The following is a 26235-nucleotide window of genomic DNA, read 5'->3' on the forward strand; positions in this document are numbered from 1 at the left end:
CACCATTCTTTGTCTGCGACACAGTCCTCTGCCGAATTAGCGTGAAAGCGCGAGGTTAGGGGGTAGCCGGTGCTCCGGTGAACTGCAGGGACCTCCGTTGTCGACGGTCATGTTGCAGGTTTGTCGCGCCGGGCGGTTCGACGCGCCCCGGTCGCTGCGCGCCCTACGGCGGCCGGGCGCCCGGTGCGGTAGTGAAGTCGGTGGCCGGTGCTGCGGAAGTCGACATGGGAAGAGGCAACGTTGTTCTTCCGCTGTCCTGTGCCACACCGCCTTGCTCCCTATCTCACGTCGTTTTCCGCAGGACTCGGTATCGTGTGTGCGACAGCCACATTTACCTTGTGGTGCATTCGCGCCGCCGTGGTAGCTGCTCGGAGCTTTGTGCCCGCCGGGGTCGCTACGCTGCCCCCGGCAGACTTGCAAAGTTCCTTCCGCTAGCCATTTGGCCAGCTGATGCGGTCAATGTGAGTTTGCCGTCAAGTTTTTTGGCCAGACTCGACGGCCAACTAGAACCGCAGCGCACGACGTAACGCCCACGGAACTCCACTAACTCGCTGAGGCGCAGGGCGCCAGACTATTGGCACAGGTCAGAGTTGTATTCGGCCCGCCGCAGGGCGCGCAGCGTCCGGGGCGCGGCGAACACCCGGGCGAGAGAGTGGAAGCACCTCGTACTGATGAGGCGCGTGGCGGTGGTCGGCACTACCGGCGCGAAGCGCGCCTGGCGAGTTCGTCGTCGCGGGTGCCGGCATGCTGGTAGCGCATTGCGGCCTTGACGCTGCTGTGGCCCAATCTCGCCATCGTCTCGGCCACGGTCGCGCCGGTTTGCGCGTAGCGAGTTCCTGCATAGTGGCGTAGGGAGTGAAACGCCAGGTCGGAGCGGCCTGCTGCTGCCCGTGCCTTCCGCCAATGGTTATTCACGGTGCTTTGTGACACGTAGCCACCGCTGCGGTCTGTCCACAGCAATGCACCCGGTTTCACGGACTCGACGTGGGTGGCCACTATCCGGGCGTCGTGGCCGAAGATGGCGATGATTCGTTGCCCTGCGGCGCTCTTCGGAGGTCCGGCTATCTTGGCGATGCCGTTCCCCTCGACGATGCTGCGCACAACAGCGATCCGCACCGCGTCCACCTCGCCGTCGCCGTCGCGCTCAACGGCTACATCGTCGCTGGTCAGGCCAATGACCTCGCCGAATCGCAAGCCGCCGGCGGCGGCGATGATCACGAATGGCTTGTACTTCGGCTCGATCTTTTCGATAATGATGTCCAGCTCGACCTCGGTCGGCGGCGTGGTCGACTTCCCGGTGGTAGTAAGTGAGCCACCCTTGATTTTGCATGGATTTGCGCTGATCAGGCCGTCTTCTAGGGCTGTTTTCAATATCGATTTCATTAAGTCGTAGGCCCTCGCGGTGGCTGTGGCCTTGCCTGTTGCGAGTAGTTCCGATCGCCACTCGCGCACTGCATCGGGGCGTATTTCGTTGATGGGTGTTGCCGCCCAGTGGAACAGCGATCCGGTTGTGCCAAGCATCCGCTCGTATTCCTTGCGGGTGCGGGGGCGTAGCGGCTCGCCCTTGCTGTTGGTCCTGGTGGCAACCCATTTCTCGGCGTAGACACCGAACGCGACCGCTTTACGTGCCTCCTCGGCCTGAGTGGCCTGTTGAGCCACGGCGGCAGCATCTGGGTGCACCCAGGTGCCCCCGGCGATTGCGTCCTGTTGCGTGTTCAGCCAGGTCTGTGCCGCGCTTTTGGTGCTGAACGTGCTGGGTGCCGGGATGCGGTCCGCGCTCCCAGGCGTGGGGTCTGGGTGGCGGGCGCGGTACCGGCCTGACGGCAACTTTTCAATCCGTCCGAACACTTTCCTGGCCATGCGCGTGCTCTCCTCGATTTCGTGGGCCCTCCGTGGGCCCCAGAATGTCAGAAGTTGGCACATTTAGGCACGGTATGGCACGCCTCGGTGCCCTTGACCTGGTAATTAGGGTTCCGACCAGGTATATCACATCTGGTTCGATCCCAGCCGGGACCACCACGTATCACTGAAGTTCACGCCGACATTCCTCAGCACGATTCGATGCAGTCTTGCCGCATTCGATCCGATGGCAATATCGACAGCATGGACGACCCCGCCGCAGCAGATGCTTACGATCGCTCGGAGTTCGCTCTCCTCGAGGAAACCGCTGCCGACATCGGCGTCCCACTGTCTGCTCCGGTCGTGTCACGAGTCGACGACGGCAACGTCAGCGCGTTGCAGTGGGGGACAGGACCTGTGGAGTTGGTCTTCCTCCACGGCGGTGGCCAGAATGCACACACGTGGGATTCGGTCGTTCTCGCTCTTATCAGCGCACACCCCGACCTATCGGCACTCGCCGTCGACCTACCGGGCCACGGCCATTCCCGTTGGCGTGACGACAGGGATTACTCGCCCGTGACCAATGCCGCCACTCTCGCGCCCTTCCTGCAGCGCTTGGCGCCGGGGGCGGCGACAATCATCGGGATGTCATTGGGCGGGCTCACCGCCATTGCACTGGAACAACATTCGACGCCTTTTCGACGGCGAATCATCGTCGACGTCACGCCAACGTCGCACGAACGTCTTGCACAGTTGAGCCGCGAGCAACGCGGTTCGATAGCGCTGGTCTCGGGGCCCCGGACGTTTGCGACCATCACCGAGATGCTCGACGCCACCGCAGCCGCGAGTCCAGCACGAAGCCGCACCTCGCTGCGCCGAGGCATCCTGCACAACGCCCACCGGGACTCATCGGGACAGTGGACGTGGCGCTACGACGTGCTCGACAAGGCCATGGATTTCAGCCCGCTATGGTCTGTCGTCCGCGACTCGTCCATACCGACCTTGCTCGTCAGAGGTGGCAATTCTCCCTTTGTCACCGACGACGATTCTATTCAGCTGTTGCGTGAAAGTCCGTCAGCTGTGGTGAAAACCGTTGCCGGCGCGGGCCATTCGATCCAGAGCGATCGCCCGATCGAATTGGCAGCACTCATCGACGAATTCCGAGTAGGTAGCGCCGAAAACTGAGCAGTGCAACGTCATCGGTCGCGCCCAGCGGTAACCTCCCTCGCCACTGCGATGGCCGACATCGCCCGCGGCCAACCTGCGTAGAAGGCGAGATGTGTTATCACCTCTGTGATTACGGCCGCCGTGACGCCGTTGGCGATCGCCAGCGTCAGGTGATGACGCAGTTGCTCGACGTTGCCGTTGACGACAAGGGCTGCGCAGGTGATCAGGCTCCGATCTCGTGGTCTCAGAGCTGGTCGGGCCCAGACATCACCGAAGAGAACGTCGTCGGTGAGTGCCGCGAGCTTGGGTGCGAAGTCTCCGATGAGATCGTGTGCAGGGGTGGCAGGCTCGGTCATGTGGTCCTTTCGGTTGTTAGGCCGGTGACGAGGTCCCATAGGTTGTCACGCCCCGCGGTGCTGGCGGCCTCGGTGAGTTTGTCGTCCCAGAAGTGCGTCGACCCGAATTCCGAGCGCCAGGCCAGGGCGGGCTTCGTGTACTCGTGCAGGCGGTGTTCCTGTGTTGTGCCGATGGCGCCATGAATCTGGTGGGCATTGCGAACGACGACGGACGCGGCGTGTCCCGCACACGAACGAGCCACGGCGACAAGGAATTCGACGTTGGCACCGGACCAGCCGGCGCGCACCGCAGCTGCGAGAGCAGCTTCGGTTGCGGCTCGCGCGAGAGCCGCCTCTCCAGCGATGTCGGCAACCAGATTCTGCACGGCCTGAAACTTGGCGAGCGGTCGGCCGAACTGTGTGCGGTCGGTCGCGTGCGTGATCGACAGTTCGAGAATGGCGTCGAGCGCGGCGCAGATCTGGAGCGCACGCACGAGTGCACCGCGAAGATGCAATTGCTCGAACACCGTGTCGGACACGCGCGAACCGGTCAGAGTCCCGACGTCTGTGCTCACAGTCCCACGAGGTTCACCGGCGAGGTTGGCGCCGTTCACAATTCGCAGGTCCGATGGTGCGACATCGCCGACCAGGTAAGCGTTATCGGCGCGCCACACCACCACGATGCGGTCAGCTTCGTCGGCCCACGGCACATCCCGTGCCACGCCGTTGTCGTCGAGTACACACACTGTGCGCCGTGAATCGTCGACAGGCAGTCCCGCCACGTCCAGTAGCCAACCCGCGAGCAGGTCGTGTTCTGCGATCGGCGCGCGTACACCGTGGGACACGGCGCTCGCAACAACTCTGCGGCCTCGAACCAGGTTGCTCCGCTCCCGCCGGATTCTTCGCGTCCGGTCAGCCTGGTCAGACCGAGTTCGCCGAGCCGTGCCCACAGCGACCGATCCCACTCGGCGCCTGGCTCATGCTCTTCCCTGTGCCGGGCGAAGACGGCATCCAGCATGTCGACGAGATCCTGATCGACAGCAGTGTGTGCATTCATCAGCGCATCCCCAATCCTCGCGCGACTACACCGCGCAGTACTTCGTTGGTGCCGCCACGCAGAGTGAAGCCGGGGCGTTGGACAACGGCTCGAGCGACCATCGCGCGATAGCCATCCGGCGTGCCGTCGCCGGTCAGTAGGTCGGCGAAGTCGGCGATGTCGCCTTCAGTTGTGGTGCCGAGGACTTTGACGACAGCGGCAGCGGGGTCGGCCGGTTCGTGGCGTTCGAGCGCTCCCGCGACGGCCGTCGACATCTGGTGTAATCCGGAGATCCTGGCGACGTAGCGGCCGAGGTCCGAATGACGGGGCACGTCTTCAGAGCCCACCTGCTCGGCTGTTTCGGCGAGCAACGTGAAGGTGGACAGGAAGCGTTCGGGTCCGCTGCGTTCGAAGCTCAACTCCGATGTGACCTGTTGCCAGCCGTTTCCGATGGCGCCGAAAACCATGTCGTCGGAAACGAATACGTCGTCGAGCACAACCTCGTTGAAGTGGTGATCGCCGGACATCGAGAGGATCGGACGGATGCCGACGCCTGCCGAATGCAGATCGACGACGAATTGGCTGAGTCCGTCGTGTCGATGGGCCGAGTCGACGGGGGAGGTCCGGGCGAGGCAAATGAACGCGTGGGCACGGTGGGCGCCCGAGGTCCACACTTTGGTTCCGGAGATGGTCCAGCCGCCGTCGACCCGGGTGGCTTTCGTTCGGACACTTGCCAGGTCGGATCCCGAGTCTGGTTCGCTCATCCCTATCGCGAAGAAGCGCTCGCCGCGAACGATGGCGGGGAGGAACGTGTGCTTCTGAATCTCGTTGCCGTACTTGAGGAGTGCGGGCACGATCTGTCGGTCAGCGATCCAGTGCGCCGCGACCGGTGCACCCGCGGCGAGGAGTTCTTCGGTGACGACGAACCGCTCCAGAAAGGTGCGACCATGGCCGCCGTATTCGGTCGGGACGGTCATCCCGAGCCACCCGCGCTCGGCCAATGCGCGGGTGAAGTCTTCGTCCCAGCCAGTCAGCCAGGAGTCGACCCCCCGGCTGATCTTTCCCTCGGTCATTTGTTCGGCCAGAAATATTCGGACCTCGGTTCGGAGGGCGTCGAGGGAGTGGGGATCGTCTCCGGCGACAGGAACGAGTCGGTGTGTGGTCATAGCAGTTCTCTCCATCAGTTCAGCCGTGGCTTCGTCCACCGCAGCAGTAGACGACTTGCCCGGTGACGTACCGGGCGCTGGTAGAACCGAGCCAGGCGACTGCGCTCGCGATGTCGTCGGGGCTGCCGGGTCGTTGCAGTGGAATGCGCGAGATGATGCGTTCACGCACATGTTCGGGCATCGCATCTGTCATGTCGGTTGCCACGAAGCCCGGTGCGACGGCGTTGACGCGAAGGCGCGGCGCGTAGGCGAGTGCAAGAGACCGCGTCAGCCCGACCACACCGGCTTTGGATACGGCGTAGTTGAACTGCCCTACGTTGCCGAGGTGCGCTCGCGAACCGAGGTTGACTATTGCTCCGCCAGTTGCCATTTCGGCTACCAGCGCGGACGTCAGCTCGTAGCACGAGCCGAGGTTGACCCGCGTGACGAGGCGGAACATTTCTTCGGTCTGGTCGGCGAGGAGTGCGTCGCGGGTGATCCCGGCATTGTTGACGAGTATGTCCAGCGGTTCGCCGCTGCACCGGACGGCATCGCGGACCGCGTCGCGACCATCGGAGGTAGCGATGTCGGCTTGCACAGCGGTGGCGCCGAGAGTTGTTGCGCTGTGCTGGATCTGGGGACTGAGATCGACCATGATGATGCGGTGGCCTGCGGTCGAGAGTCTGCGGGCGATGGCGAACCCGATTCCGCGGGCGGCGCCGGTAACCAGTGCGGTGCTCATGGCAGCAGTGCTCCAAGGTGATCGGTTCCGAGGGTGAAGATCTGACCGTTGGAGCCGCGTGTGGCTACCAGCAGATCGATGGCAGTGGCGACCGTTGCCGGTTCGACGTTGTCGCCGACGGCGACGAGAACCGAATAGCTGGCGGACTTTCGGCGCTCGAATGCGAGTGCTCTGGCACCACCGAGCAGGCCGGTCGCGACGGCAGAATCGAGTGGCGCGGCACGGCCGAGGATCGCGTTGGCTTGTACGAGAAAAACCACGGGAGCGTCGGTCAGCGCGGCGGCACGACTCAGCTCGAATGCCTCCGTCAATTCGTTCTCGGCGTCGCTCCACGCGTCCAATCCTGTTCGCGCTTCGAAGATCAATCCCTCGTTGGGACCGATGGCAGTCAACGCGGCTGCACGTTCGGGGTCGTTCGTACGGACCTTCACGCGTGCACCGTCCGCTTCACGATCGACACCATTTCGCCTTCGTGGACGACCTCGTGGTGCTGGTTGAACACTTCGACTTTTTGCACCATCACCCCGCGATCCGGTTTCGATGTCGGCGTCAGCTCGACGATCTCGTTCGATGCGTAGATGGTGTCGCCGATGAGTACCGGACGGACGAATCGCCAACGTCGAATCTCGGCGAAGGCCAACAGCGAGTCGGTGAAGATTGCCAGTCGGCCGCGGAGTCCGGTCACGATCGACAACACCAGTGCGCCGTGCGCAATTCGTTCGCCGAATTGGCTGTCGCGCATCGCTTCGGCATCCGTGTGGAGGGCGTGGAAATCACCCGATACGCCACAGAAGTTGACGACGTCTGCCTCCGTCACAGTTCGTCGAGGGGTATCGAACCGCATGCCGATTTCGGCATCGTCGAAACTCAATCCACTCATTTCGATCCTTTCGCGAGTAGTCGTTTCGAGCACTGCTGGCGAAACTTAATACCATCTAGTCGGAACGTCAAATGTCAACTGCGCCAACCCGAGTCCGGCGGACGAAGGCTCGGTGGCTAGCCCGGATTCTCGAATTCGACTGCGTACGGACGCATTTACCTGGGAATTACGTATTTCTACGCTAGTGCCCGGAATGCCGACGGGCTGAGGCTGTATCGACAGGTACCGGAATGCCCCGCAGCCTCGGAATTGGCAGGCAGCAATTCGTACGGTGCCGACTAGTCGGAATCTAGTAATGGAGGAAACGTGAAGTTGGACCTGCTCTATGCGCTGACCAATCGTTCGGGCGCACTGTCGTGGCACGAGGTTCTGCAGCAGACGCGACGGCATGCGGTGCTTGCGGACGAGTTGGGTTTCGACCGAATCTGGCTCGGTGAACACCACTTCGACGTCGACGGCACCGACGCAAGTCCGAACCCGATCATGCTGGCTACCGATCTGGCGGCACGCACTGAGCGCATCCGGCTCGGGATGGCAGCGGTGTCGTTGACGTTGTGGCACCCACTGCGTGTCGCAGAGGATTTGGCACTGCTCGACCACTTCAGCGGTGGCCGACTCGATGTTGCGTTCGGCCGCGGGATCCTGCCGATCGAGGTGATGAACCTGAATCCCGCTGCGAACCGCTGGAACGGAAGCGACAACAGTCGCGCGATCTTCGCCGAGAACCTCGAGATCGTCCGCAAGATCTGGACCGACGACAAGTTCAGTTGGAGGGGCCCGCGCTACACGTTCCCAGAACCCGGAACGAAGTTCATTCATTCGCCAGGTGCGCCGATGCCGGATGGCTGGGTGGACGCCAACGATGAACTCGTGGCGTTCGGCATGACCCCGCAGCCGCTGCAAAAGCCAACTCCGCCGCAGTTCGCTGTGACCGAATCCATGGAGGGTTTCCGCGGCGCCGCCCATACGGATTTGAAGCCCATCACGTGGTACCCGACCGGACAGGTCCTGCGTAATCTCCTCGACGCCTATCGCGCAGAGCGCGAGGCAGTCACAGGGCAAGCGCCGGCGCTGGGGGAGGACGTTGGCGTCCTTCGGCTGACCTATGTCGCGGACACGGACGAGGAGGCGCGTCGAATCACCGAGGCGAGCGTCGTCGAATTCTTCGAACTTGTCTGCCGCGTAAGGGGAATCGGAGTCTGGCTCGACGCCGACGAGGATCCAGCCGATCCGCGCTACCGCGCAATGGATCCATTCGACCTGTTGATGGAGCGTGACCACCTGATGATCGGCTCGCCCCAAAGCGTCTCCGAACGGATGTGCCGGCTGAGCCGATCCCACGGAATTCAGAACTGGCTCGTGCAGATGGGCTTCCCCGGCGTCGCGCACTCGGATGTCGACCGTTCGCTCGAGCTGTTTGCCAGCGGCGTCATGCCCGAGCTACGCAAGATCGAGCCCGCGACCCTCGCGACACGCTGAATTCCGTTCGACGCGAGAGGAATCGACGATGCCGGAGCGAACCTTCACCGACTGGCACACCCACATCTACCTACCCGAGCACCTCGGACCGGTCTGGACCGATCGAGGTACCGAGCTGGTCGGCCGCCCTGGATTCGGTGCGGCCGACCTGGGCGAACACAGCCGCGTGATGGCGGCGTCGGGAGTCGAGAAGTTCCTGATCATCGGATTGCAGGTTGCGCGCATCGGGATGTTCGTACCCAACGAGTTCGTCGGTGCGTACCTCGCCGACAACCGCGAACGTGCGATCGCAGTCGGCAGCGTCGATCCGACTCAGCCGGGCGCGGCGGATCAACTGCGACTTGCGGTGCGCGAGTACGGATTGCACGGTGTGAAGTTGTCGCCGCCCTATCAGGGCTTCCATCCTCATTCGGATGAGGCGTACGCCGTGTATCGGGCGGCCGCAGACCTCGGCATCTTTCTGATGTTCCACCAGGCGAGCGTCTTTGCGCCGGACGGATTCAACGAATATGCGAGTCCAACTCTGCTGGACAAGGTTGCGCGCGAATTCCGCGATACGAACCTGCTCCTCGCTCATTTCGGCAAGCCGTGGATGAACGAGTGCGTCGAGTTGATGATGAAGAACCGCAACGTCTTTGCGGATGTGTCGACGCTGCCGATCAAGACCTGGCAGATGTACAACGGACTTCGTTTGGCGATCGAGGGGCACGTGACGGACCGTCTGGTCTTCGGTTCTGACTTCCCGTCCTTCGACCCGAAGGAAGCAGCCGAGGATTTCCTCGCCATCTCCGAACTCGCTATGCCCCTGCCCATTCCGCGCGCGGTTGTCGAAGACATTCTGTACAACCGGTCATTCGATCTGATTGTGAACAAGTGAAGGAGACCCACATGATCGACTATCTCAACCCGCCCGAGATCGGCGATTTCGCCCGCGTCGGATTGTCTTCCGGCACAGCGACCGACGTCCTCGTCTACGCGGCCGGCCTCGCGATGGATCCCGACACGATGCGTCGACGCGACGATGCCACGACGATCGCGGACGAAACCCGGATCTGTCTGGCCAACATCGCCACGATCCTTGCCGAGGCGGGCGTCACTCTGCGCGAGGTTGTCAAGACGACCTGCTATCTCCGCGACGACGCGTATCGAGGCGAGTTCATCGAGGCCTACCGTGCCGCTTTCGGTGAGGGGCCGTATCCGGCTCGGTCGACTTTCGTCCTCGGTATCGCGTCGGACCTCCGTGTGCAGATCGAGGTCGTTGCAGTCCGGTCGACTTCGAGCTGACATGGCAACACTGACCGATACTCCCAAGGTCCGGATCGAGCGCCGCGCAGATGGGGTGCGGGTTCTTCTGCTCGACGACCCAGCCAAGCGAAACGCGATCGGCCCCGACATGCGCGAGGAGCTGAACAGTGCCGCAACACAATTGGCACACGACTCCGCTGCTCGCTGTCTCGTCGTCACGGGCTCCGGTTCGTCGTTCTGTGCCGGCGCCGACCTGGTTGCGCTGTTCGATGTCGATGGTGCGTCACCGTCGGAGATCCGCGCACGCCAACTTTCGTATTACGAGAGCTTTCTATGGCTGCGTGAACTCCCGTATCCGACAGTCGCAGCGGTCAACGGACACGCGATCGGTGCGGGCATGAATGTTGCGCTCGCGTGCGACATCGTTGTCGCAGGACCGAATTCGAAATTCGGTGCGAGCTTTGCGAAACTCGGGCTCCACCCCGGCGGGGGAGCTACTTCGTTTCTGACGCACCGGATCGGTGCGGGGCGCGCACTGCAGGCTTTGCTGCTCGGACTCACCTTCGACGGCGCGGAGGCCCACGCACAGGGACTCGCCGATGTGTTTGCCACCGACCCGCAGGCTGCGGCGCTCACCATCGCTACCGACATAGCCCGCCTGGAGCCAGCACTCGCCCGAGACATCAAGCGCTCGGTGGCCGTCGCCGCTAGTAGTCCATTCGCCGTATCGGTCGGTGTCGAGTCGTGGGCGCAGGCAGCAAGTTCGTTCAACCCTGGTGTGCGGGAGGCCATCCGCGCCGCGGGACGCTCGACCAGACCTCTCGCGAAGGAGATTTCACGATGATTGACAAGATGATCGACAAGGAAACGTTCAAGAAGATAATGGCGTGCGCGCCCGGACCCGCGACCATCGTGACCGCGACCGGCGACGACGATCGACCGCAGGGTCTGACGGTGTCGGCAGTGTGTTCGGTGTCGTTGGACCCGCCGTTGGTGCTTGCATGCCTCGATCTCGGCTCCAACACTCTGAAGGCGGTGCGCTCGAGCGGTGCCTTCACGGTGAACTACATCGCGAGTGGCCGCGAGCATGTAGCGCTCGACTTTGCGGTCAAGTCCGACTCGAAGTTCGACGGTCACAGGTGGTCTGCACCGGTTGGCGTAGCGGGCGGTCCGATACTCGACGAGCACAGTGCCGCCTTCGCCGTGTGCAAGGTCGAACAACTCGTCGACGCGGGCGACCACGTGATTGTCGTCGGCGAAGTCGTCGACGGTCAGGCAAGCGACGGTTGTCATGCGCTCGCCTACGCACGCCGGGCGTTCTTCACGGCTGCAGGCGTCTGATGGTGGCGATCCCGGTGATGGTCGGCGACTGGCTGTTGGGCGGAGCGCAAGCACTGCGATCGAGTCAGCGAACAGCCCAGGCATGCCGGCAAGTCGGCTCGGTAGCTTAAAGCAAAGGCGCACAATGGCTTACCCAGTCCATCACTCTTCATCCTACCGACTCGTTGGTAGGTTCGCGTATATTCGTCGCACGTGAGCGTGCGGTATCGAGCCGTGGTGCTGAGAGGTGAACGGGTGGTACGACCGAAAAAATCGAACAGCCGACAGGACGGGCGTCGGGTTCGTGACCCCGACGGTGCCCGCCGCGCGCTGCTGAAGAGTGCAGTCGGGCTGTTCGAGCAATACGGCTATGCGGCAACATCGGTCCAGAGCATCGTCGACGACGCCGAACTGACCAAAGGTGCGTTCTACCACCACTTCGCCAGCAAAGAAGACCTGCTTCGCAGGGTCCATGACGAGTTCATCAACTATCAACTCGGCCGCGCACGCCAGGTACTTGCCGACACACAGCAGAGCACCGACGAGACGCTGCGCCGATTGATCAGCGAAGCACTCCTGGAGCCGATGTCGATCTACAAGTCCGAGATCACCGTGTTCCTGCAGGAGCGGCGCTTTCTGTCCGGCGACATCTTCTCCGAGATCCAGCGCAAGCGCGACGAATTCGAGCATTGTTTCGTCGAGGTCATCGACCGCGGAATGCGAGAGGGAGTATTCCGCAAGGTCGGCGCTGCGCGATTGGTGGCGTTCGGGATCATCGGCATGGGCGCGTGGACGCACGTGTGGCTCGATCTCGGCGGCTCCGTCACTCCCAACGAGCTCGGCAACATCTACGCGGACATTCTGCTGGAGGGCCTTGTGGAACCGACGGCCAAATCCGGATAGCAGCAACGAATCACACTGTGCGCGGTTGGCGAGTCCTTCGACTCCCCAACCGCGCACAGTCGTTTTCGGGGCCGTAGACAAGGGCGCGTACGAGCGCGAATACGTAGTAGATACGTAGTTTCCTGCTCGCGCCGCCTCTGCAGCACGTGGATTCTGGTGTGACGGCTGCCACTTCGTACGACATGGGCAAGCCGGCAACGCATCTCACTGTAGAAGAGAGAAGAACTGTGCCCGAATATCTGAATCCGTGGAACCTGCCGTACCCCCGATACGGAATGACTCCCGGCGTTGCAACGGACGATTTCGTCTTCGCCGGCGGTATGGCGCTCGACCTCGAAACGGTAAGGCGCAAGCCCGAAGCCGACACGATCGCCGCCGAAACCAAGATCGCGCTCGACGAGATTCGAGGCCTGCTCGAAGCAGCGGGAAGCAGTCTTCGCGATGTCGTCAAGACGACGTGCTACCTGAGCGACGACTCGTACCGCAAGGAGTTCTGGCAGGCGTATACCGAGGTCTTCTCGCCAGGGCCGTTTCCCGCACGCACCACGTTCGTCGTTGGTATCGCAGGCGATTGCCGGGTCGAGATCGACGCCATCGCTCGTCGGCCGAAGCAATAGCCGCCGCATCCACGGAAAGGACCGCAAATGTACGAAGATCAAGTGTCGATCGGCGCGCAGCTGACGACAATTCTGTACGTCGTCGGCGTTATCGCCATCATGCTCGCTCTCGCAGGTGTGATTCTGTTCGACGCAGGGCTGAGCCGTCCGGGCAACCTCATGCACACGCTCGTCCAGAAGCTGGCCGCCGCATTCGTTGCCGCGGCCGGAATGTCGATCATCGGTTTCGCAATTTGGGACTGGCAGTTCAACCAGGCCTTCGGTGTGTCGAACGGACTGAGCAAGGCGATCGGGGACTGGTGGCTCGGCGGACCGAATATCAACACCTTGCCCCAAAACATCGATCCCGCAGTCGTTCCCGGCGCTGACTCCTACCATGCGTTCTTTGCGATCTTCATACTGTTCGCAGCCTTCCTCGCCGCATTGCTTGCCGGCGCTGTGATCGAACGTGTCAAGACGATGCCGTTGGCGCTGATCGCTCTGGTCTTCGGTGCCCTGGTCGTGCCGTTCGGCGGCTACCTCGTCTATGGACCGGTAGGGCCGCTCTCGAACGCAGGCACATACGATTTCGGTGGATCGTTCTTCTACATTCTGCTCGGCTGTTGGGCGCTCGTCCTGGTGTGGCGCGCGAAGCCGCGGGTCGGCGTTTTCAGTGGGACGTCAGCTGTGCCGCCTGCACCGCACAACCTCGTGTACACCGTCGTCGGGATGCTCCTCTTTCTCGCAGGATTGTGCGGATATGTGCTGGTCAACGGATTCTTGGTGCCGGGTGCCGGGTACTTCGGAATCACCTTGAACGATTCGGGGATGGGGATCGTCGTCACCAACCTCATGATGGCGTTCGCGGCGTCCGCGGTGGGCGGACTGTTGACCTGGAAGATCAGCAACAACCCGTTCTTCTTCCTCGTCGCGCCGGTGAGCGGCTGGATCGGAGTCGCAGGTCTGATCGACGTGGTCAGGCCATGGCAGGCCGGTGTGACCGCGTTTTTCGCGCCCTTGATCGTGCTCGTGGGCTACAAGCTGATGATTCGTCTGAAGCTCGACGATCCCAAGGTCGTGCCGCTGACGCTCGGCCCCGCGATCTACAGCGCCCTCATGACCGCGATCTTCGCGAGCGGCGTCAAGCAGGGCGGATACTTCGGGCTCGAAGGCGATTACGCGTTCCAGCACGCCTCCATCGGACTCGTGCAACAACTCATCGGAGTCGGGGTCTTCCTTGCTCTCGGACTCGTCTCGGCGCTCGTCGTCGTGGTCGCGGTCGAGAAAACAGTCGGTCTGCGGGACCCGCGGGTCGACGAGGGGCTCGACGGACAACTGGACCGAGCCGTCATAGGTCTTGCCGCCTACTCGGAGCACACGGATTCGGTCCGGCGCGACGACCCGACCGCCGACGAAGTCACTCTGGTCCGCTGATCTGCGGGCCTACCCAACCACCACCAACATTCGAACAGACAGGAAGTCTTGCAATGGAATTCGGGATCTTCATTCCTAGCGCTCGGAACGGCTACATCATGTCCGAGACCGCACCGCAGTACTCACCGACCTACTCCCACATGCGCGAGATCATTCAGACCGGTGAGGAGAACGGCTTCTCGTTCGCACTGTCGCTGTCGTGCCTGCGCGGCCACGGCGGAACGACGGGATTCTGGGACGACGCCTTGGAGTCGATGACCCAGATGGCCGCCCTGGCACGCGACACGACAACTATGAAGCTCATCGGCTCGGTCAACATCCTCGCGATCCACCCGGCCATCGCGGCTCGGATGGCGATGACCATCGACTCGATCAGCGACGGCCGTTTCTCGCTCAACATGGTTCCAGGTGGTTGGCACCCGAGGGAACTCGAAGTTATGAAGGTATGGCCGGGTTACGAGTACAACAGCTACCGCTGGAAGTACGCCGGCGAGTACTGCCAGGTGGTACGCGAACTCTGGGAGAACGCGTCACGAACTTCCAGGGCGAGTACTTCCAGTACGAGGACTTGCGGATGGGACCGAAGCCGCCGCACCACATGAACATCGTCTGTGCCGGTGCCTCCGACGACGCCATTAAGTTCACGACGCGCTACGCCGACTACGCCTTCCGACTGGCGTTGGGGGGCAAGGAGGCGCTCGCGGAAGTCGTCGATCGGTTCAACCAGCAGATGGAGGAGGCGCAGCGCTCGATCAAGCCGTACGTCGCGCTCGGCGTTGTCATCGCCGATACCGACGAGGAAGCCGAGGCGAAGCTGCAGAACTTCGTCGACCACGCCGACTTCGGTGCGATCGAATACATGGTGAGCGGAGCCGTCACCGATACCGCTCAAGGCGGGACGTCCGAGCTGCTGGCCAGCATGGATCAGAAGGGCGCCGTGCAGATGTCGACGGATTTCATCACCGGTTCACCGGAAAGCATTGCGCGCCAACTGGATGAGTGGGCCGAGATCGACGTCGCTGGCTACATGTTGATCTTCCCGGACTACGTCGAGGACATCAAACGGATGGGCAGCGAAGTGTTCCCTTTGATGAAGAACTTCTCCGCGTCGAAGCTTGTGGTGTCGGCATGACCACCACACTGCTCTCGACGGACCTGCGCATCCAGGTACAGAGTGCGCACAAGATGCTGATCGGTTCGGAGTGGGTCTCGGCCGCGTCAGGTGCGACGATTTCGGTCGAGGATCCTGCGACCGGGCAGATCGTTGCGGAGGTTCCCGCCGGTGACGCCGAAGATGTCGATCGGGCGGTCGCGGCGGCACGTGCTGCCCTGCGCGGTCCGTGGAGTCGGATCACGCCGCAGGAGCGCGGCAAAATGATCTGGCGACTGGCCGATCTGATCGAGTCGCGCGCACAGGAATTGGCCGAGTTGGAATCGCTCGACGCCGGTATGCCGATCATGGAAGCGCGGTATGTCGACGTGGCCTTCTCGATCGATGTCCTGAGGTACTACGCCGGTTGGCCGACCAAGATCACCGGCGACACCATTCCGGTGTCGTTTCCGATGAACTTCGGCGGTCCGTATCACGCGTGCACCCTGCGTGAACCCGTCGGTGTCGTCGCTGCGATCGTGCCGTGGAACCTGCCGCTGATGATGGCAGTCAAGAAGCTGGCACCAGCGTTGGCGACAGGAAACACCATCGTCGTCAAGCCTGCCGAGCAGACGCCGCTTTCGATCGCGCTGCTGGCGAATCTTGTTCTGGAAGCGGGTATTCCGGAGGGTGTGTTCAACTATGTGACCGGCTACGGCGATACGGTCGGCGCGGCACTCGTCGATCATCCAGGTGTCGACAAGATCAGCTTCACGGGCTCCGGATCAACCGGCAAGGCCATAGCTCGGGCTGCCACGGGAACGCTGAAGCGGGTGTCGTTGGAATTGGGCGGCAAGTCGCCCAACCTGATCTTCGACGACGCCGATCTGGCCAAGGCGATTCCGTCGTCAGCGCTCGCGATCTTCGCCTGCCAGGGTGAAAGCTGCGTCGCAGGCTCGAGGCTGTATGCCCAGCGTGGCGTATACGACGAGGTCGTGGCCGGTCTGGCGGAGCGAGCCCGCAGCATCAAGCTCGGCCCCGGCCTCGATCCGTCCAGTGAGATGGGACCGCTCATTTCGGCGGAGCATCGAGACAAGGTGCTCGGTTACATCGATCTCGGCCGCGAGGAAGGCGTCGACGTCGTCACCGGTGGTGGGCGCCACGGAGCAGAGGGCTACTTCGTCGAACCGACCATTCTGACGAACGTTCATGCTCGGTCACGTCTGGTTCGCGAAGAGATCTTCGGGCCGGTGCTGTCGGTGATTCCGTTCGATTCCGAAGACGAGGTGCTCGGTCTCGCCAACGACTCCGAGTTCGGTCTCGGGGCAGGGGTGTGGACGCGCGATCTCGCTCGCGCGCACCGCCTTTCCGGGGCGATCGAGGCAGGCCAGGTCTGGGTGAACTGCTACCAGGCTGTCGATGCGGCACTTCCGTTCGGCGGGTACAAGCAATCGGGATGGGGTCGGGAAACCTGCCGAGAAAACCTCGACGAGTTCCTCGAACTCAAGACCGTCGTGATCGGACTCTGAGGCGATCACGGTGTCGCGATCATGACCTGGCGGCCTGAACTCGTGCACGGCGAGGCAACCGCACGTGTCGGTCTGGACGAAGACGCGCTGTCCTCGTTTCGTCCGATCGTCGCGGGACAGCGCGGGGTAGGGGAGACTACGGGAGTGGTCCTGCCCCTACCCGGCGACGGCGCCTAAGGAGATCCCGGGGATCTGCCGCTGGAGCTGACGCGATTCATCGGTCGGCGTCACGAGTTGGCACTCGCTCGGCACGCGCTGGAGCGTGCGCGGCTCGTGACCCTGACCGGTACCGGTGGTGTGGGAAAGACCCGGCTCGCTTTCCAACTCGCACGTGACGCGGCACGGGCCTTCGAAGAGGGCATCCGGCTGGTGGCTCTGGCCGACGTTCAGGATCCCGCCCTGCTCGGGCACACGGTGAATGCTGCGGTCGGCATCAGGGAAACGTCCTCTCGCTGGCAGTTGGCAACGCTGGTCGACCATCTGCGAGATCGGCAGATGTTGCTCGTGTTCGACAACTGCGAGCACCTCGTGGACGCTGCCGCAACACTTGTCGACGCTCTGTTGCGATCGTGTCCACGGTTACGGATCGTGGCGACGAGCAGGCAGGCGCTCAACATCGACGGTGAAGCCTCGGTTTCTGTTCCACCTCTGTCGGTTCCACCTCTGTCGACACCACATCCGTACGGGACGCCGAGCCGGGCCGCCATCGCCGAAAGCGAAGCGGTCAGCATGTTCGTCGACCGTGCGCTCGCGGCGGTTCCGGGCTTCGAATTGAACACCGAAACCGAACCTCAGGTCGTCGAACTGTGCCAGTTGCTCGACGGGATACCACTCGCGATCGAGCTTGCGGCAGTTCGTCTTCGGGTGTTGCCACTGTCCGAACTACTGGCCCGAATGGGGGATCGTTACCGTCTGCTCACGCACGGTAGCCGCACCGCGCCGGCACGGCATCAGACGCTGCGAGCATCGATCGACTGGACTTTCGATCTCTGTTCGCCGGAAGAGCAGCTGCTGTGGAGCAGGCTCGCGGTGTTCACGGGCGGATTCGACCTCGCTGCTGCCGAAGCGGTGACATCCGGCGGAGCCATCGAACGTGACGCGGTGCTCGATCTCGTGTCGGGACTCGTCGACAAATCGATCCTGACCCGCGTGGCGGAAGCCCGTGAGCCGCGGTATCAGATTCTGGAGACCATTCGGCAGTACGGAGCGGAACGGCTCGACGAGGCCGAATCGGACGAGTTGGAACGTCGTCATCGGCAGTGGTTCGTCGCGCTTGCAACGCGTGCCGACGAAGACTGGTCGGGTCCCCGTCAAGCGCAGTGGTTGGAGCGGTTGCGCTGGGAGCATGCGAATCTGCGAACTGCCCTCAATTCGTGTCTGGCGAACGATGCGCAGAGTGGCTTGCGGCTGGTCTGGTCCATTGAAAACTATTGGTTGGCAAGGGGATTTCTGGCAGAGGCGCGGCAGTGGCTCGACGAGCTCAGTGCGGCGGCGATGGAACCGACCGTCGATCGCGGACGGGGTCTGCGGCTCAGTGCCTGGCTCGCCGTATTGCAAGGTGACCAGGACGTCGTCCCTGTCCTTCTCGAGCAAGCAGAGGAGATCGCGACTCACACCCGCGACGGTGTTCTCGCAGCCTTCGTTGCCCAGACCTGGGGGCTGAGTGCGCTGTTTCGCGGCGATCTACCCTTCGCCGTCGAGCGTGTCGAGGACGCCGTAGCGACCTTTGCGAAGCTGGGACACCGCAACGGCGAGATTCACTCGACGTTCGAAGTCGGCCTCGCACTGAGCTTCTCCGGGGAGACCGAGAGCGCGGCACGGTGGCATCGCCGGTGCAACGACCTCACCACGGCGATGGGTGAATCGTGGTGGCGTTCCTTCTCGCTGTGGGCATACGGAATCGACAAGTTGCGCCAGGGTGATGTCGCCGCGGCGCTCGAGTTGGAGCGCGAAAGCCTGGTTCTGAAAAGGCAATTGGGTGACCAGCTCGGCATAGCCGTCTGCCTGGAGGCTATGTCCTGGATCGCGGCGTCCGACGGCGACGTCGATCGTGCCGCTAGGTTGCTCGGGGCGGCCGACGCTCTACTCCGCCAGGTCGGCATGCCGCTCGAAGGTATTCAGCGGCTGTGGGCGTTTCATTTGCAGTGGGAGGACACCGTACGGCGCCGAGCGTCGGAACACGGGTTTCGCGTCGCGTACGCGTCGGGCGCTGCCATGTCCGCGGATGCGGCAGCCGCGTTCGCCCTTCGAGAGACGCCCGAATCGGCACCGGACGAACCGGATAACGAGCTCGCGGCCTTGACGAAGAGGGAACGAGAAGTAGGCGATCTTGTGTCTCGCGGCCTGACCAACCGGGAAATAGCTGCGTCGCTGGTGATTTCGGTTCGCACCGCGGAGAAGCACGTCGATCGGATCATGTCCAAGCTTGGGCTCGCGAACCGGACGCAGATCGCAGCGTGGGTCACGAGTCGTGGCGGCGGCAAAAGCTCATAGCGCATACCGATCAGTATGTAGCGAGTTGGCTTCGTCGTAGTTACGTACGTAGCGAACGCCACGAAATGCGTAGTTACACGAATAGACCGGCTGGAAGTGTCGGAAGTAGCCTCGATATCAATCCACTACATACCGGCTAGACAGTATGTAGCTGCTTTCGAGAGAGGGATCGCTCCATGAGTACCTACGACTTCATCATCGTCGGCGGCGGAACCGCCGGGTGTGTTGTGGCAGGCCGACTCAGCGAAGACCCCGCAGTCCAGGTTCTGTTGCTCGAAGCTGGTGGCACGGACCGCCGGGCCGACATCGAGGCACCGGGAGCATGGCCGAGTCTGGCTGGCAGCGACGCAGATTGGGGTTACACGACCGTTCCGCAGGACACGCTCGGCCGCACCGTTCCTGCGACGCGCGGCCGAGTTCTCGGAGGATCGGGTTCGATCAACGTCATGGCGCACCTGCGCGGCCACCGACTCGATTACGACGGTTGGGCGGCGGCGGGCGCCACCGGCTGGGATTACGAATCGATTCTTCCGTACTTCGTCCGTTCCGAGGATGCACCGCACGGCGACCCGCGGTTTCGCGGCCGCGGCGGGCCGCTCACGCCGCGTCCCATCGAATCTCCACACCCGCTGTCCCTGGCCCACGTCGAGGCTGCAAGGGCGGTCGGTCACGTAGTGTCGCAGGACCTCAACGGACCCGAGTTGCTCGGGGCCGGATGTCACGATCTGCTGATCGCGGCCGGTGTGCGGCAGAGCACGGCGACGGCGTACCTGCGGCCCGCGCTCGACCGTCCGAACTTGACGGTTCGTACCGGTGCGGACGTTGCCGGCCTCGTGGTGACGGGTGGCCGTTGCACCGGCGTCCGGTACACCTGGGACGGTCGGGCGATCACGGATTCTGTTGCGAGCGAGGTAGTTCTGTGCGCCGGGGCGGTGGCTACGCCGCGCTTGCTCATGCTCTCCGGCATCGGCCGTGCCGTCGAGCTAGAGGACCTCGGGATCGGGACTGTCGTCGATTCGGCCGAAGTTGGACGCAACCTGCAAGACCACATTCTGCTCGCCGGCGTCCGGATGCGTGCCGATCGACCGCTGCCCGCGCCGAGCGGCAACTACGCCGAGTCGACATTGTTCATGAAAACCGATGCGGCGCAGACTCGGTGCGAGTTGCAGATCGTCCAGATCCAGGTCGACTATCACCTGCCGTGGCAGCAGGCCGTGCCGAACGGCTTCACCTTCGGGATCGGCCACATGCGGCCACGTAGTCGCGGAACGGTCCGCCTCGCATCGGCCGATCCGGCACGGGCACCACTGATCGACCCGCGCTATCTGAGCGACGACTACGACATGGGTCAGCTCATTGCCGGAATCGAGGCGGTCGATGGCCTCGCGCGGTCGGGCGCATTCGACGAGTGGGGCGGAGACTGCGAGACAACGGATTTGCTGCAACTTGACCGGCCGCAACTGGAACAGGCCGTTCGTGAGTCGGTCAGCAGCTTCTTTCATCTTTCCGGTACGTGCCGGATGGGTGCGGATGCCGATGCGGTCGTCGATCCGCAGCTGCGTGTGAACGGTGTCGCCGGCTTGCGTGTCGCGGATGCCTCGGTGATGCCGAGCATCGTCTCGGCGAACACGAATGCAGCGACGGTACTGATCGGCGAAGTAGCCGCGGACCTGCTCCGCGGTGAACTCCGCCCGCACTAGACAGCCACGATGCTGCGGCACTCGATGTCTCGTCGCGCCTGACAAATACCAACTGGTCGGAATGACTGAATCGAAGGAGCGGATATGCACACAGGATTGACTCTCGTTTTCCAGAACTTGGACGGAAAGCTGACCGACGAAGAGGCCTTTCGGCACGAACTTGACCTGGCTCTGCGTGCGGAAGGGGTCGGCTTCGATTCGGCGTGGACACCTGAACACCACTTCACCGCCTACGGCATGACTCCCGATGTGCCGCAGTTTCTTTCGTGGTTGGCCGCCAAGACGTCCACCATCAAGCTCGGCACAATGGTCTCCGTACTGCCGTGGCAGGATCCGGTCAGAGTCGCAGAGGGCTTCTGCCTGCTGGATCATCTGTCGGAAGGCCGGGCCGTGGTGGGAATCGGTCGGGGACTCGGACGCGTCGAGTTCGACGGGTTCCGCGTCGAAATGGGGCAGTCGCGAAAGCTTTTCGCGGAATACGCAGAGGCGATCCTCAACGGGTTCGAGTCCGGAGTGATGGAGTACGACGGCGAGCTCTACAAGCAGCCCGCGATGGAACTTCGTCCGGCACCGTATGCATCGTTTCGCGGTCGCACGTTCGCATCGGCGGTGTCACCCCAGTCGATCGACCTGATGGCGAGCCTCGAGGTCGGACTGATGGTGATTGCGCAAAAGCCATGGGACAAAGCGGAAGCCGAGATGAAGGCGTATCGGAACCGCTACCTGGAGATCAACGGTGAGGAGCCTGCGAAGCCCGTGCTGTGTGTGTTCGTCGGCGTCGGCGAAACCGAGGCCGAGGCGCAACAGATGCGAGATGTCTATCTGAAGCGATATGCCGAATCCACCGTCCAACACTACGAATTCGACAACGTCGGATTCGCGAAGATCGAGGGATACGAGTACTACGCCGGATTGAGCCGCAACATCGAGAAGCACGGTGTCGAGGGCTTCTGCGATTTCCTGGCAGACCTGCAGGTATGGGGCACGCCGGATCAGGTTGTGTCCCGGATCCTCGACTATGTCGAACGCCTCGACGCCGGTGCCGTCCTTGTCGCCCCCTCGTTCGGCGGGATGGCGCCCGAGGTCGCTCGGCGCAACTTCGAACTGCTTGCGGCTGAGGTTCTTCCGCGCCTGCAGGCACACAACGTCGGCGGCGACATCGGCGTTCGGCACGGCGTCGAAACGCGCGAACTACACACCCTGTCCTGAGAACTTTCGAGAAAGAGGTACTGACATGACGACAACCGAACTGAAACCATCTGCCGAGAACCTGATCGACGGCCGCTGGGTGCCGGGATCCGGAAGCGATGCGATCGAGGTGTTCAACCCGGCGACCGGCGAGAAGATCACCGATCTGCAACCCGCGACCATCGAGGATGCCGAAACTGCAATTGCGGCCGCATCGCGTGCATTCGTCGACTGGGCAGCGCGACCGCTCGGCGAACGAGTGCGAGTCCTGTACCGGATGAAGACGATTATCGAACAGAACGCCGAGAACCTGGCGCGAACGATCACACTCGACCAGGGCAAGTTGCTGGACGAGGCCCGCGGAGAGGTCGCTCGTGCGCTCGATTTCCTCGAGACCGCACTTGCTGCGCCGATGCTCTATCACGGTCAGAACATCAACGTGACAACGGGACTCGATGCCCGCCGCGTGCGCGAGCCGCTGGGAGTATGCGTCGCGGTGACGCCATCCAACTTTCCCGTGATGAACACCGTGCAGTTCTCCGCGTGGGCCCTCGTTACCGGGAATGCGTTGATCATCAAAGCATCCGAGCAGGATCCGCTCGCGTCGACCGCAGCGATTCGACTGCTACAGCAGGCAGGCCTCCCGGCAGGTGTGCTGACCTTGCTGCATGGCCGCGCAGATGTGGTGAAGCACTTGATTTCCCACCCGTCGGTGGTAGCGGTGTCCTGCATCACCTCGTCACCAACGGCAAAGGCCATCTACGAGGCAGCGGCCGCGGCCGGAAAACGTGTGCAGGCCAACGGCGGTGCCAAGAACCCGATCGTCGTCGCTCCCGACGCCGATCTGGACAAGGCGGCCGCAGGCATCATCTCGTCGTCGTACGGAATGGCCGGGCAGCGATGCCTGGCAGGCAGCAGGGTCGTAGTGATCGGTGACGTCTACGACGAACTGCTGGAACGCGTTGTCGCCATTGCCAATCAGATCATCGTCGGCAACGGCCTGGATGACGACGTGACGATGGGCCCTGTGGTGAGCGCGGCAAGCAAGGAGCGAATCCTCGGCGCACTGGCGGAAGCCGAAAAGCTCGGTGCGACATTTGTACTCGACGGCCGGAACGTGAAGCCGTCCGGCGGCGCGGAGACGGAGAACGGCTACTTCATCGGACCCACAATTGTTGCGGGTCTCGATCCCGCACACCCGGTCGAGCGGATGGAGTTGTTCGGACCGGTCATCAACTTCCACCGCGTCGAGTCGTTCGACGCTGCGATCGCGCTCGCCAACGACACCGAATTCGGAAACGCTGCATCGATTTTCACACAGTCGGGTGCGGTGGCCGCTGCCTTCGAACGCCGGGTCCGCGCGGGCAACGTCGGCATCAACTCGTTCCCAGCGCCGCCGGCCAACGTAACCATGGGTGGCTACGGCGCATCGTTCTACGGCGATATGCATGTTTGCGGCGATGCTCCGCTGGCCTTCTACACCGATCAGAAGCTGGTGGTATCGAGGTGGTGAGTCCTGCGCTCGTCATCGATGCGGTGCGGTCGCCGATGGGTCGGGGCCGTCCGGGCGGATCGTTGGCCGACGTTCATCCCGTCGAGCTTCTGGCCCAGGTTGTTTCCGCGCTGGTCGAGCGGTCGGGGGTCGATCCGTCCGATGTCGACGACCTGCTCGTCGGCTGCGTCACACAGTCGTCGGAGCAATCGGGCAACGTGGGCCGGATGGCGTGGCTGGCTGCGGGTCTGCCCGAGCACGTTCCGTCGGTCACGATCGAGCGCAAATGCGGATCTGGTCAGCAGGCAGTGCAATTCGCTGCTCAGGGGGTGATGGCGGGGTCCTACGACATCGTCATCGCAGCTGGGGTCGAGTCGATGAGTCGGGTGGCGATCGGATCGAATCGACAAGGCGCCGACAGCTACGGTCCGTCTGTGCAGCAACGGTATTCGCCGGGTCTGCTGCCGCAGGGTGTCGCCGCCGAGCTCGTCGCACAGCGCTGGGGTATCGACCGTACGCAGCTCGACGAGTTCGCGGCACGCTCACACGAATTGGCGCACGCCGCGGACTCGTCGGGTGCGTTCGAGCGCGAGATCGTGCCCATCCACGCGCCAGGCCGAGTTGTGGAGCGGGACGAAACAATTCGGCCAGGCAGCAACGTCGACTCCCTTCGCGAACTGCGCCCTGCCTTCCGGACCGACGAGTACGCCGACCGCTTTCCCGAACTGGACTGGCAGCTCACCGCCGCAAGCTCGTCACAGCTGACCGATGGTGCGAGTGCGGCGTTGATCGCCAGTGAGCGGGCCGCCGAACGTATGGGCTGGCAAGCGCGGGCACGGTTTCGGGGGTTCTACGCGTGCGGTGACGATCCGTTGCTGATGTTGACGGCCCCGATAGCGGCAACGCGGAAGATCTTGCAACGCATCGGCTCGAGTGTCGAGGAGATCGACCATTTCGAGGTCAACGAAGCGTTCGCATCGGTTCCGCTTGCCTGGCAGCTGGAGTTGGGCGCAGACAGCGCTCGGCTGAATCCGCGAGGGGGAGCGATTGCGCTGGGCCATCCGCTCGGCGCGACGGGATGTCGGTTGCTGACCACGATGCTGCACGCGATGGAGGACGCCGACCACCGGCTCGGATTGCAGACGGTGTGCGAGGCAGGCGGAATGGCAAATGCCCTTGTGTTGGAGAGAGATCGGTAAGGAGTTGCAATGAGCACGGTCGAGTTCGACAGCGTGGCGCGGGCGATCGCAGACATCGCCGCGGGCAAAGCGGTGGTCGTCGTCGATGACGAGAATCGCGAGAACGAAGGCGACATCATCTTCGCGGCCGAGAAGGCGACACCGGAGTTGATGGCCTTCACGATTCGTCATTCGAGCGGGGTGATCTGTGTCCCGATGACGGGCGAACTCCTCGACCGTCTCGACATCCCACTGATGACGCCGCACAACCAAGATCCGCTGCGCACGGCGTACACGGTCTCGGTGGATGCGCGCGTTGGCGTCAGCACGGGCATCTCGGTAGCAGACCGGGCGCGTACTGCCCAGGTGCTCGCCGATCCTGGTGCGATGCCAGGGGACCTGTCGCGGCCGGGTCACGTATTCCCGCTGCGGTATCGCGACGGCGGTGTGCTGGTGCGGCGTGGCCACACCGAGGCCGCAGTCGATCTCGCGACATTGGCCGGCCTCCGACCTGCGGGAGTGCTCGTCGAGTTGGTCAACGACGACGGTTCCATGAAGCGCACACCCGAACTGCGACGTTTCGCCGATACCCATGGGCTGGCGATGATTTCGATCGATGCCCTTGTGCAGTATCGCCGTCGCCACGAGGTCTTGGTCGAACGGGTGGCAGAAACGTACTTGCCGACGAAGACCTGCGATTTCACGGCTTTCGGGTACCGGGCCTCGTTCGACGAGGGCGAGCACATCGCGCTGGTCCACGGTGACATTTCGGGTGGTGCGCCGGTGTTGACGCGGGTGCATTCGGAGTGTCTGACCGGCGACGTCTTCGGATCGTGTCGATGCGACTGCGGTGCGCAATTGACAGAGGCGATGGAACGGATCGCGATCGAGGGCAGGGGAGTGGTCATCTACTTGCGCGGCCACGAGGGCCGGGGGATCGGGCTTGCGGCGAAATTGCAGGCCTACCGCCTTCAGGACGCTGGGCGGGACACCGTCGATGCCAACGTGGAACTCGGCCTGCCCGTCGACTCCCGCCATTACGGTGCGGCGGCGCAAATTCTTCGCGACCTCGGTGTCTCCTCGGTGCGGTTGCTGACCAACAATCCCGAAAAGGTTGCCAGCCTGGCGGCCATGGGGATAGCCGTCGCTGCCCGGATTCCGTTGACGCCCTTGCCGAACCATCACAACGAGGACTATCTCCGCACCAAGCGCGAGCGGATGGGGCACGAGATCCCCGAGTTGCGTGGTCGTATCACTGCCCGGCTTTGACCGGGCTCCCAAACCCCGGTGCGGCGAGGGGATCTCGCCGCACTGGGATTCCAATCCAGAGGCCGAGCAGGCTGTTGCTGGGACATCGGGCGAGTGGGTCGGACAGTAACCGCCTGTTCGCGACGCGGTCTGTCTGCCATGGCTGCAGCATCAACTCGCCGATCAGATCGGCGCA

The 26235-nt window shown here is 63.1% G+C and carries 23 protein-coding genes and 2 pseudogenes; 18 read left to right on the forward strand and 7 right to left on the reverse strand.

Annotated elements, in window-relative coordinates; translation table 11 throughout:
* Positions 1–696: 696 nt before the first annotated feature.
* Complete coding sequence (locus ACHIRB_RS18295; protein WP_395125440.1) at positions 697–1860, reverse strand: tyrosine-type recombinase/integrase; 1164 nt, start codon at positions 1858–1860, stop codon at positions 697–699.
* 243 nt (positions 1861–2103) lie between these two features.
* On the opposite strand from ACHIRB_RS18295, the gene ACHIRB_RS18300 reads away from it, so the two are divergent.
* Entirely contained in the window at positions 2104–3024 is a 921-nt protein-coding gene (locus ACHIRB_RS18300) for an alpha/beta fold hydrolase (RefSeq protein ID WP_395125439.1), read from the forward strand.
* A gap of 11 nt (positions 3025–3035) precedes the next feature.
* Here the strand turns inward: ACHIRB_RS18300 and ACHIRB_RS18305 are convergent, their stop codons facing one another.
* The 6 genes and pseudogenes from ACHIRB_RS18305 to ACHIRB_RS18330 all read right to left on the reverse strand — a co-directional run bounded on the left by ACHIRB_RS18305 (position 3036) and on the right by ACHIRB_RS18330 (position 7144).
* The gene (locus tag ACHIRB_RS18305; protein ID WP_395125438.1) at positions 3036–3362 is read right to left on the reverse strand and encodes a carboxymuconolactone decarboxylase family protein; all 327 of its coding nucleotides are present in this window, start codon (positions 3360–3362) and stop codon (positions 3036–3038) included.
* Positions 3359–4398, reverse strand: a pseudogene (locus ACHIRB_RS18310) (acyl-CoA dehydrogenase family protein). The gene ACHIRB_RS18305 and the pseudogene ACHIRB_RS18310 overlap by 4 nt, the downstream one beginning before the upstream one ends.
* Positions 4398–5543 (reverse strand): acyl-CoA dehydrogenase family protein, encoded by a 1146-nt coding sequence (locus tag ACHIRB_RS18315; RefSeq protein ID WP_395125437.1) that lies wholly within the window; start codon positions 5541–5543, stop codon positions 4398–4400. Before ACHIRB_RS18315 ends, ACHIRB_RS18310 begins: the two are co-directional and overlap by 1 nt.
* Before the next feature lie 19 nt (positions 5544–5562).
* Positions 5563–6264, reverse strand: coding sequence for an SDR family oxidoreductase (locus ACHIRB_RS18320; protein ID WP_395125436.1), 702 nt, complete (start codon positions 6262–6264; stop codon positions 5563–5565).
* Entirely contained in the window at positions 6261–6695 is a 435-nt protein-coding gene (locus ACHIRB_RS18325; protein WP_395125435.1) for a hypothetical protein, read from the reverse strand. Before ACHIRB_RS18325 ends, ACHIRB_RS18320 begins: the two co-directional genes overlap by 4 nt.
* A complete protein-coding gene (locus tag ACHIRB_RS18330; protein ID WP_395125434.1) occupies positions 6692–7144 on the reverse strand; it encodes a MaoC/PaaZ C-terminal domain-containing protein in 453 nt (150 codons plus the stop codon). Before ACHIRB_RS18330 ends, ACHIRB_RS18325 begins: the two co-directional genes overlap by 4 nt.
* Before the next feature lie 306 nt (positions 7145–7450).
* Between ACHIRB_RS18330 and ACHIRB_RS18335 the strand changes: the two genes are divergently transcribed.
* The 17 genes and pseudogenes from ACHIRB_RS18335 to ACHIRB_RS18415 all read left to right on the forward strand — a co-directional run bounded on the left by ACHIRB_RS18335 (position 7451) and on the right by ACHIRB_RS18415 (position 26060).
* Positions 7451–8623 (forward strand): LLM class flavin-dependent oxidoreductase, encoded by a 1173-nt coding sequence (locus ACHIRB_RS18335; RefSeq protein ID WP_395125433.1) that lies wholly within the window; start codon positions 7451–7453, stop codon positions 8621–8623.
* Between the two features lie 28 nt (positions 8624–8651).
* Positions 8652–9500 carry an amidohydrolase family protein gene (locus ACHIRB_RS18340; RefSeq protein ID WP_395125432.1) on the forward strand — a complete coding sequence of 283 codons (849 nt, stop codon included), beginning with the start codon at positions 8652–8654 and terminating at the stop codon, positions 9498–9500.
* An 11-nt stretch (positions 9501–9511) separates the two neighbouring features.
* A complete protein-coding gene (locus ACHIRB_RS18345) occupies positions 9512–9907 on the forward strand; it encodes a RidA family protein (protein ID WP_395125431.1) in 396 nt (131 codons plus the stop codon).
* 1 nt (position 9908) lies between these two features.
* The gene (locus ACHIRB_RS18350; RefSeq protein ID WP_395125430.1) at positions 9909–10712 is read left to right on the forward strand and encodes an enoyl-CoA hydratase-related protein; all 804 of its coding nucleotides are present in this window, start codon (positions 9909–9911) and stop codon (positions 10710–10712) included.
* Positions 10709–11209, forward strand: coding sequence for a flavin reductase family protein (locus ACHIRB_RS18355; RefSeq protein ID WP_395125429.1), 501 nt, complete (start codon positions 10709–10711; stop codon positions 11207–11209). Before ACHIRB_RS18350 ends, ACHIRB_RS18355 begins: the two co-directional genes overlap by 4 nt.
* Positions 11210–11443: 234 nt before the next feature.
* Positions 11444–12091: a TetR family transcriptional regulator gene (locus ACHIRB_RS18360; protein WP_395125428.1), complete on the forward strand. Its 648-nt coding sequence runs from the start codon at positions 11444–11446 to the stop codon at positions 12089–12091.
* 158 nt (positions 12092–12249) lie between these two features.
* Positions 12250–12708, forward strand: coding sequence for a RidA family protein (locus ACHIRB_RS18365; RefSeq protein ID WP_395125427.1), 459 nt, complete (start codon positions 12250–12252; stop codon positions 12706–12708).
* Positions 12709–12735: 27 nt separating this feature from the next.
* Entirely contained in the window at positions 12736–14121 is a 1386-nt protein-coding gene (locus tag ACHIRB_RS18370) for an ammonium transporter (protein WP_395125426.1), read from the forward strand.
* Between the two features lie 98 nt (positions 14122–14219).
* Positions 14220–15253, forward strand: a pseudogene (locus ACHIRB_RS18375) (LLM class flavin-dependent oxidoreductase).
* The gene (locus ACHIRB_RS18380) at positions 15250–16740 is read left to right on the forward strand and encodes an aldehyde dehydrogenase family protein (RefSeq protein ID WP_395125425.1); all 1491 of its coding nucleotides are present in this window, start codon (positions 15250–15252) and stop codon (positions 16738–16740) included. The pseudogene ACHIRB_RS18375 and the gene ACHIRB_RS18380 overlap by 4 nt, the downstream one beginning before the upstream one ends.
* A gap of 21 nt (positions 16741–16761) precedes the next feature.
* Entirely contained in the window at positions 16762–16917 is a 156-nt protein-coding gene (locus ACHIRB_RS18385; RefSeq protein ID WP_395125424.1) for a hypothetical protein, read from the forward strand.
* Between the two features lie 57 nt (positions 16918–16974).
* Positions 16975–19233: an ATP-binding protein gene (locus ACHIRB_RS18390; RefSeq protein WP_395125423.1), complete on the forward strand. Its 2259-nt coding sequence runs from the start codon at positions 16975–16977 to the stop codon at positions 19231–19233.
* A 176-nt stretch (positions 19234–19409) separates the two neighbouring features.
* Positions 19410–20933, forward strand: coding sequence for a GMC family oxidoreductase (locus ACHIRB_RS18395; RefSeq protein ID WP_395125422.1), 1524 nt, complete (start codon positions 19410–19412; stop codon positions 20931–20933).
* Positions 20934–21017: 84 nt separating this feature from the next.
* A complete protein-coding gene (locus tag ACHIRB_RS18400) occupies positions 21018–22142 on the forward strand; it encodes an LLM class flavin-dependent oxidoreductase (RefSeq protein ID WP_395125421.1) in 1125 nt (374 codons plus the stop codon).
* A gap of 25 nt (positions 22143–22167) precedes the next feature.
* The gene (locus ACHIRB_RS18405) at positions 22168–23634 is read left to right on the forward strand and encodes an aldehyde dehydrogenase family protein (protein ID WP_395125420.1); all 1467 of its coding nucleotides are present in this window, start codon (positions 22168–22170) and stop codon (positions 23632–23634) included.
* The gene (locus ACHIRB_RS18410) at positions 23631–24812 is read left to right on the forward strand and encodes a thiolase family protein (protein ID WP_395125419.1); all 1182 of its coding nucleotides are present in this window, start codon (positions 23631–23633) and stop codon (positions 24810–24812) included. The genes ACHIRB_RS18405 and ACHIRB_RS18410 overlap by 4 nt, the downstream gene beginning before the upstream one ends.
* 9 nt (positions 24813–24821) lie before the next feature.
* On the forward strand, positions 24822–26060 hold the full coding sequence (locus tag ACHIRB_RS18415) for a bifunctional 3,4-dihydroxy-2-butanone-4-phosphate synthase/GTP cyclohydrolase II (protein ID WP_395125418.1): 1239 nt from the start codon (positions 24822–24824) through the stop codon (positions 26058–26060).
* The last annotated feature ends 175 nt before the right edge of the window (positions 26061–26235 follow it).

This window comes from Antrihabitans spumae, assembly GCF_043944905.1.
Classification (GTDB): Bacteria; Actinomycetota; Actinomycetes; order Mycobacteriales; family Mycobacteriaceae; genus Antrihabitans; species Antrihabitans spumae.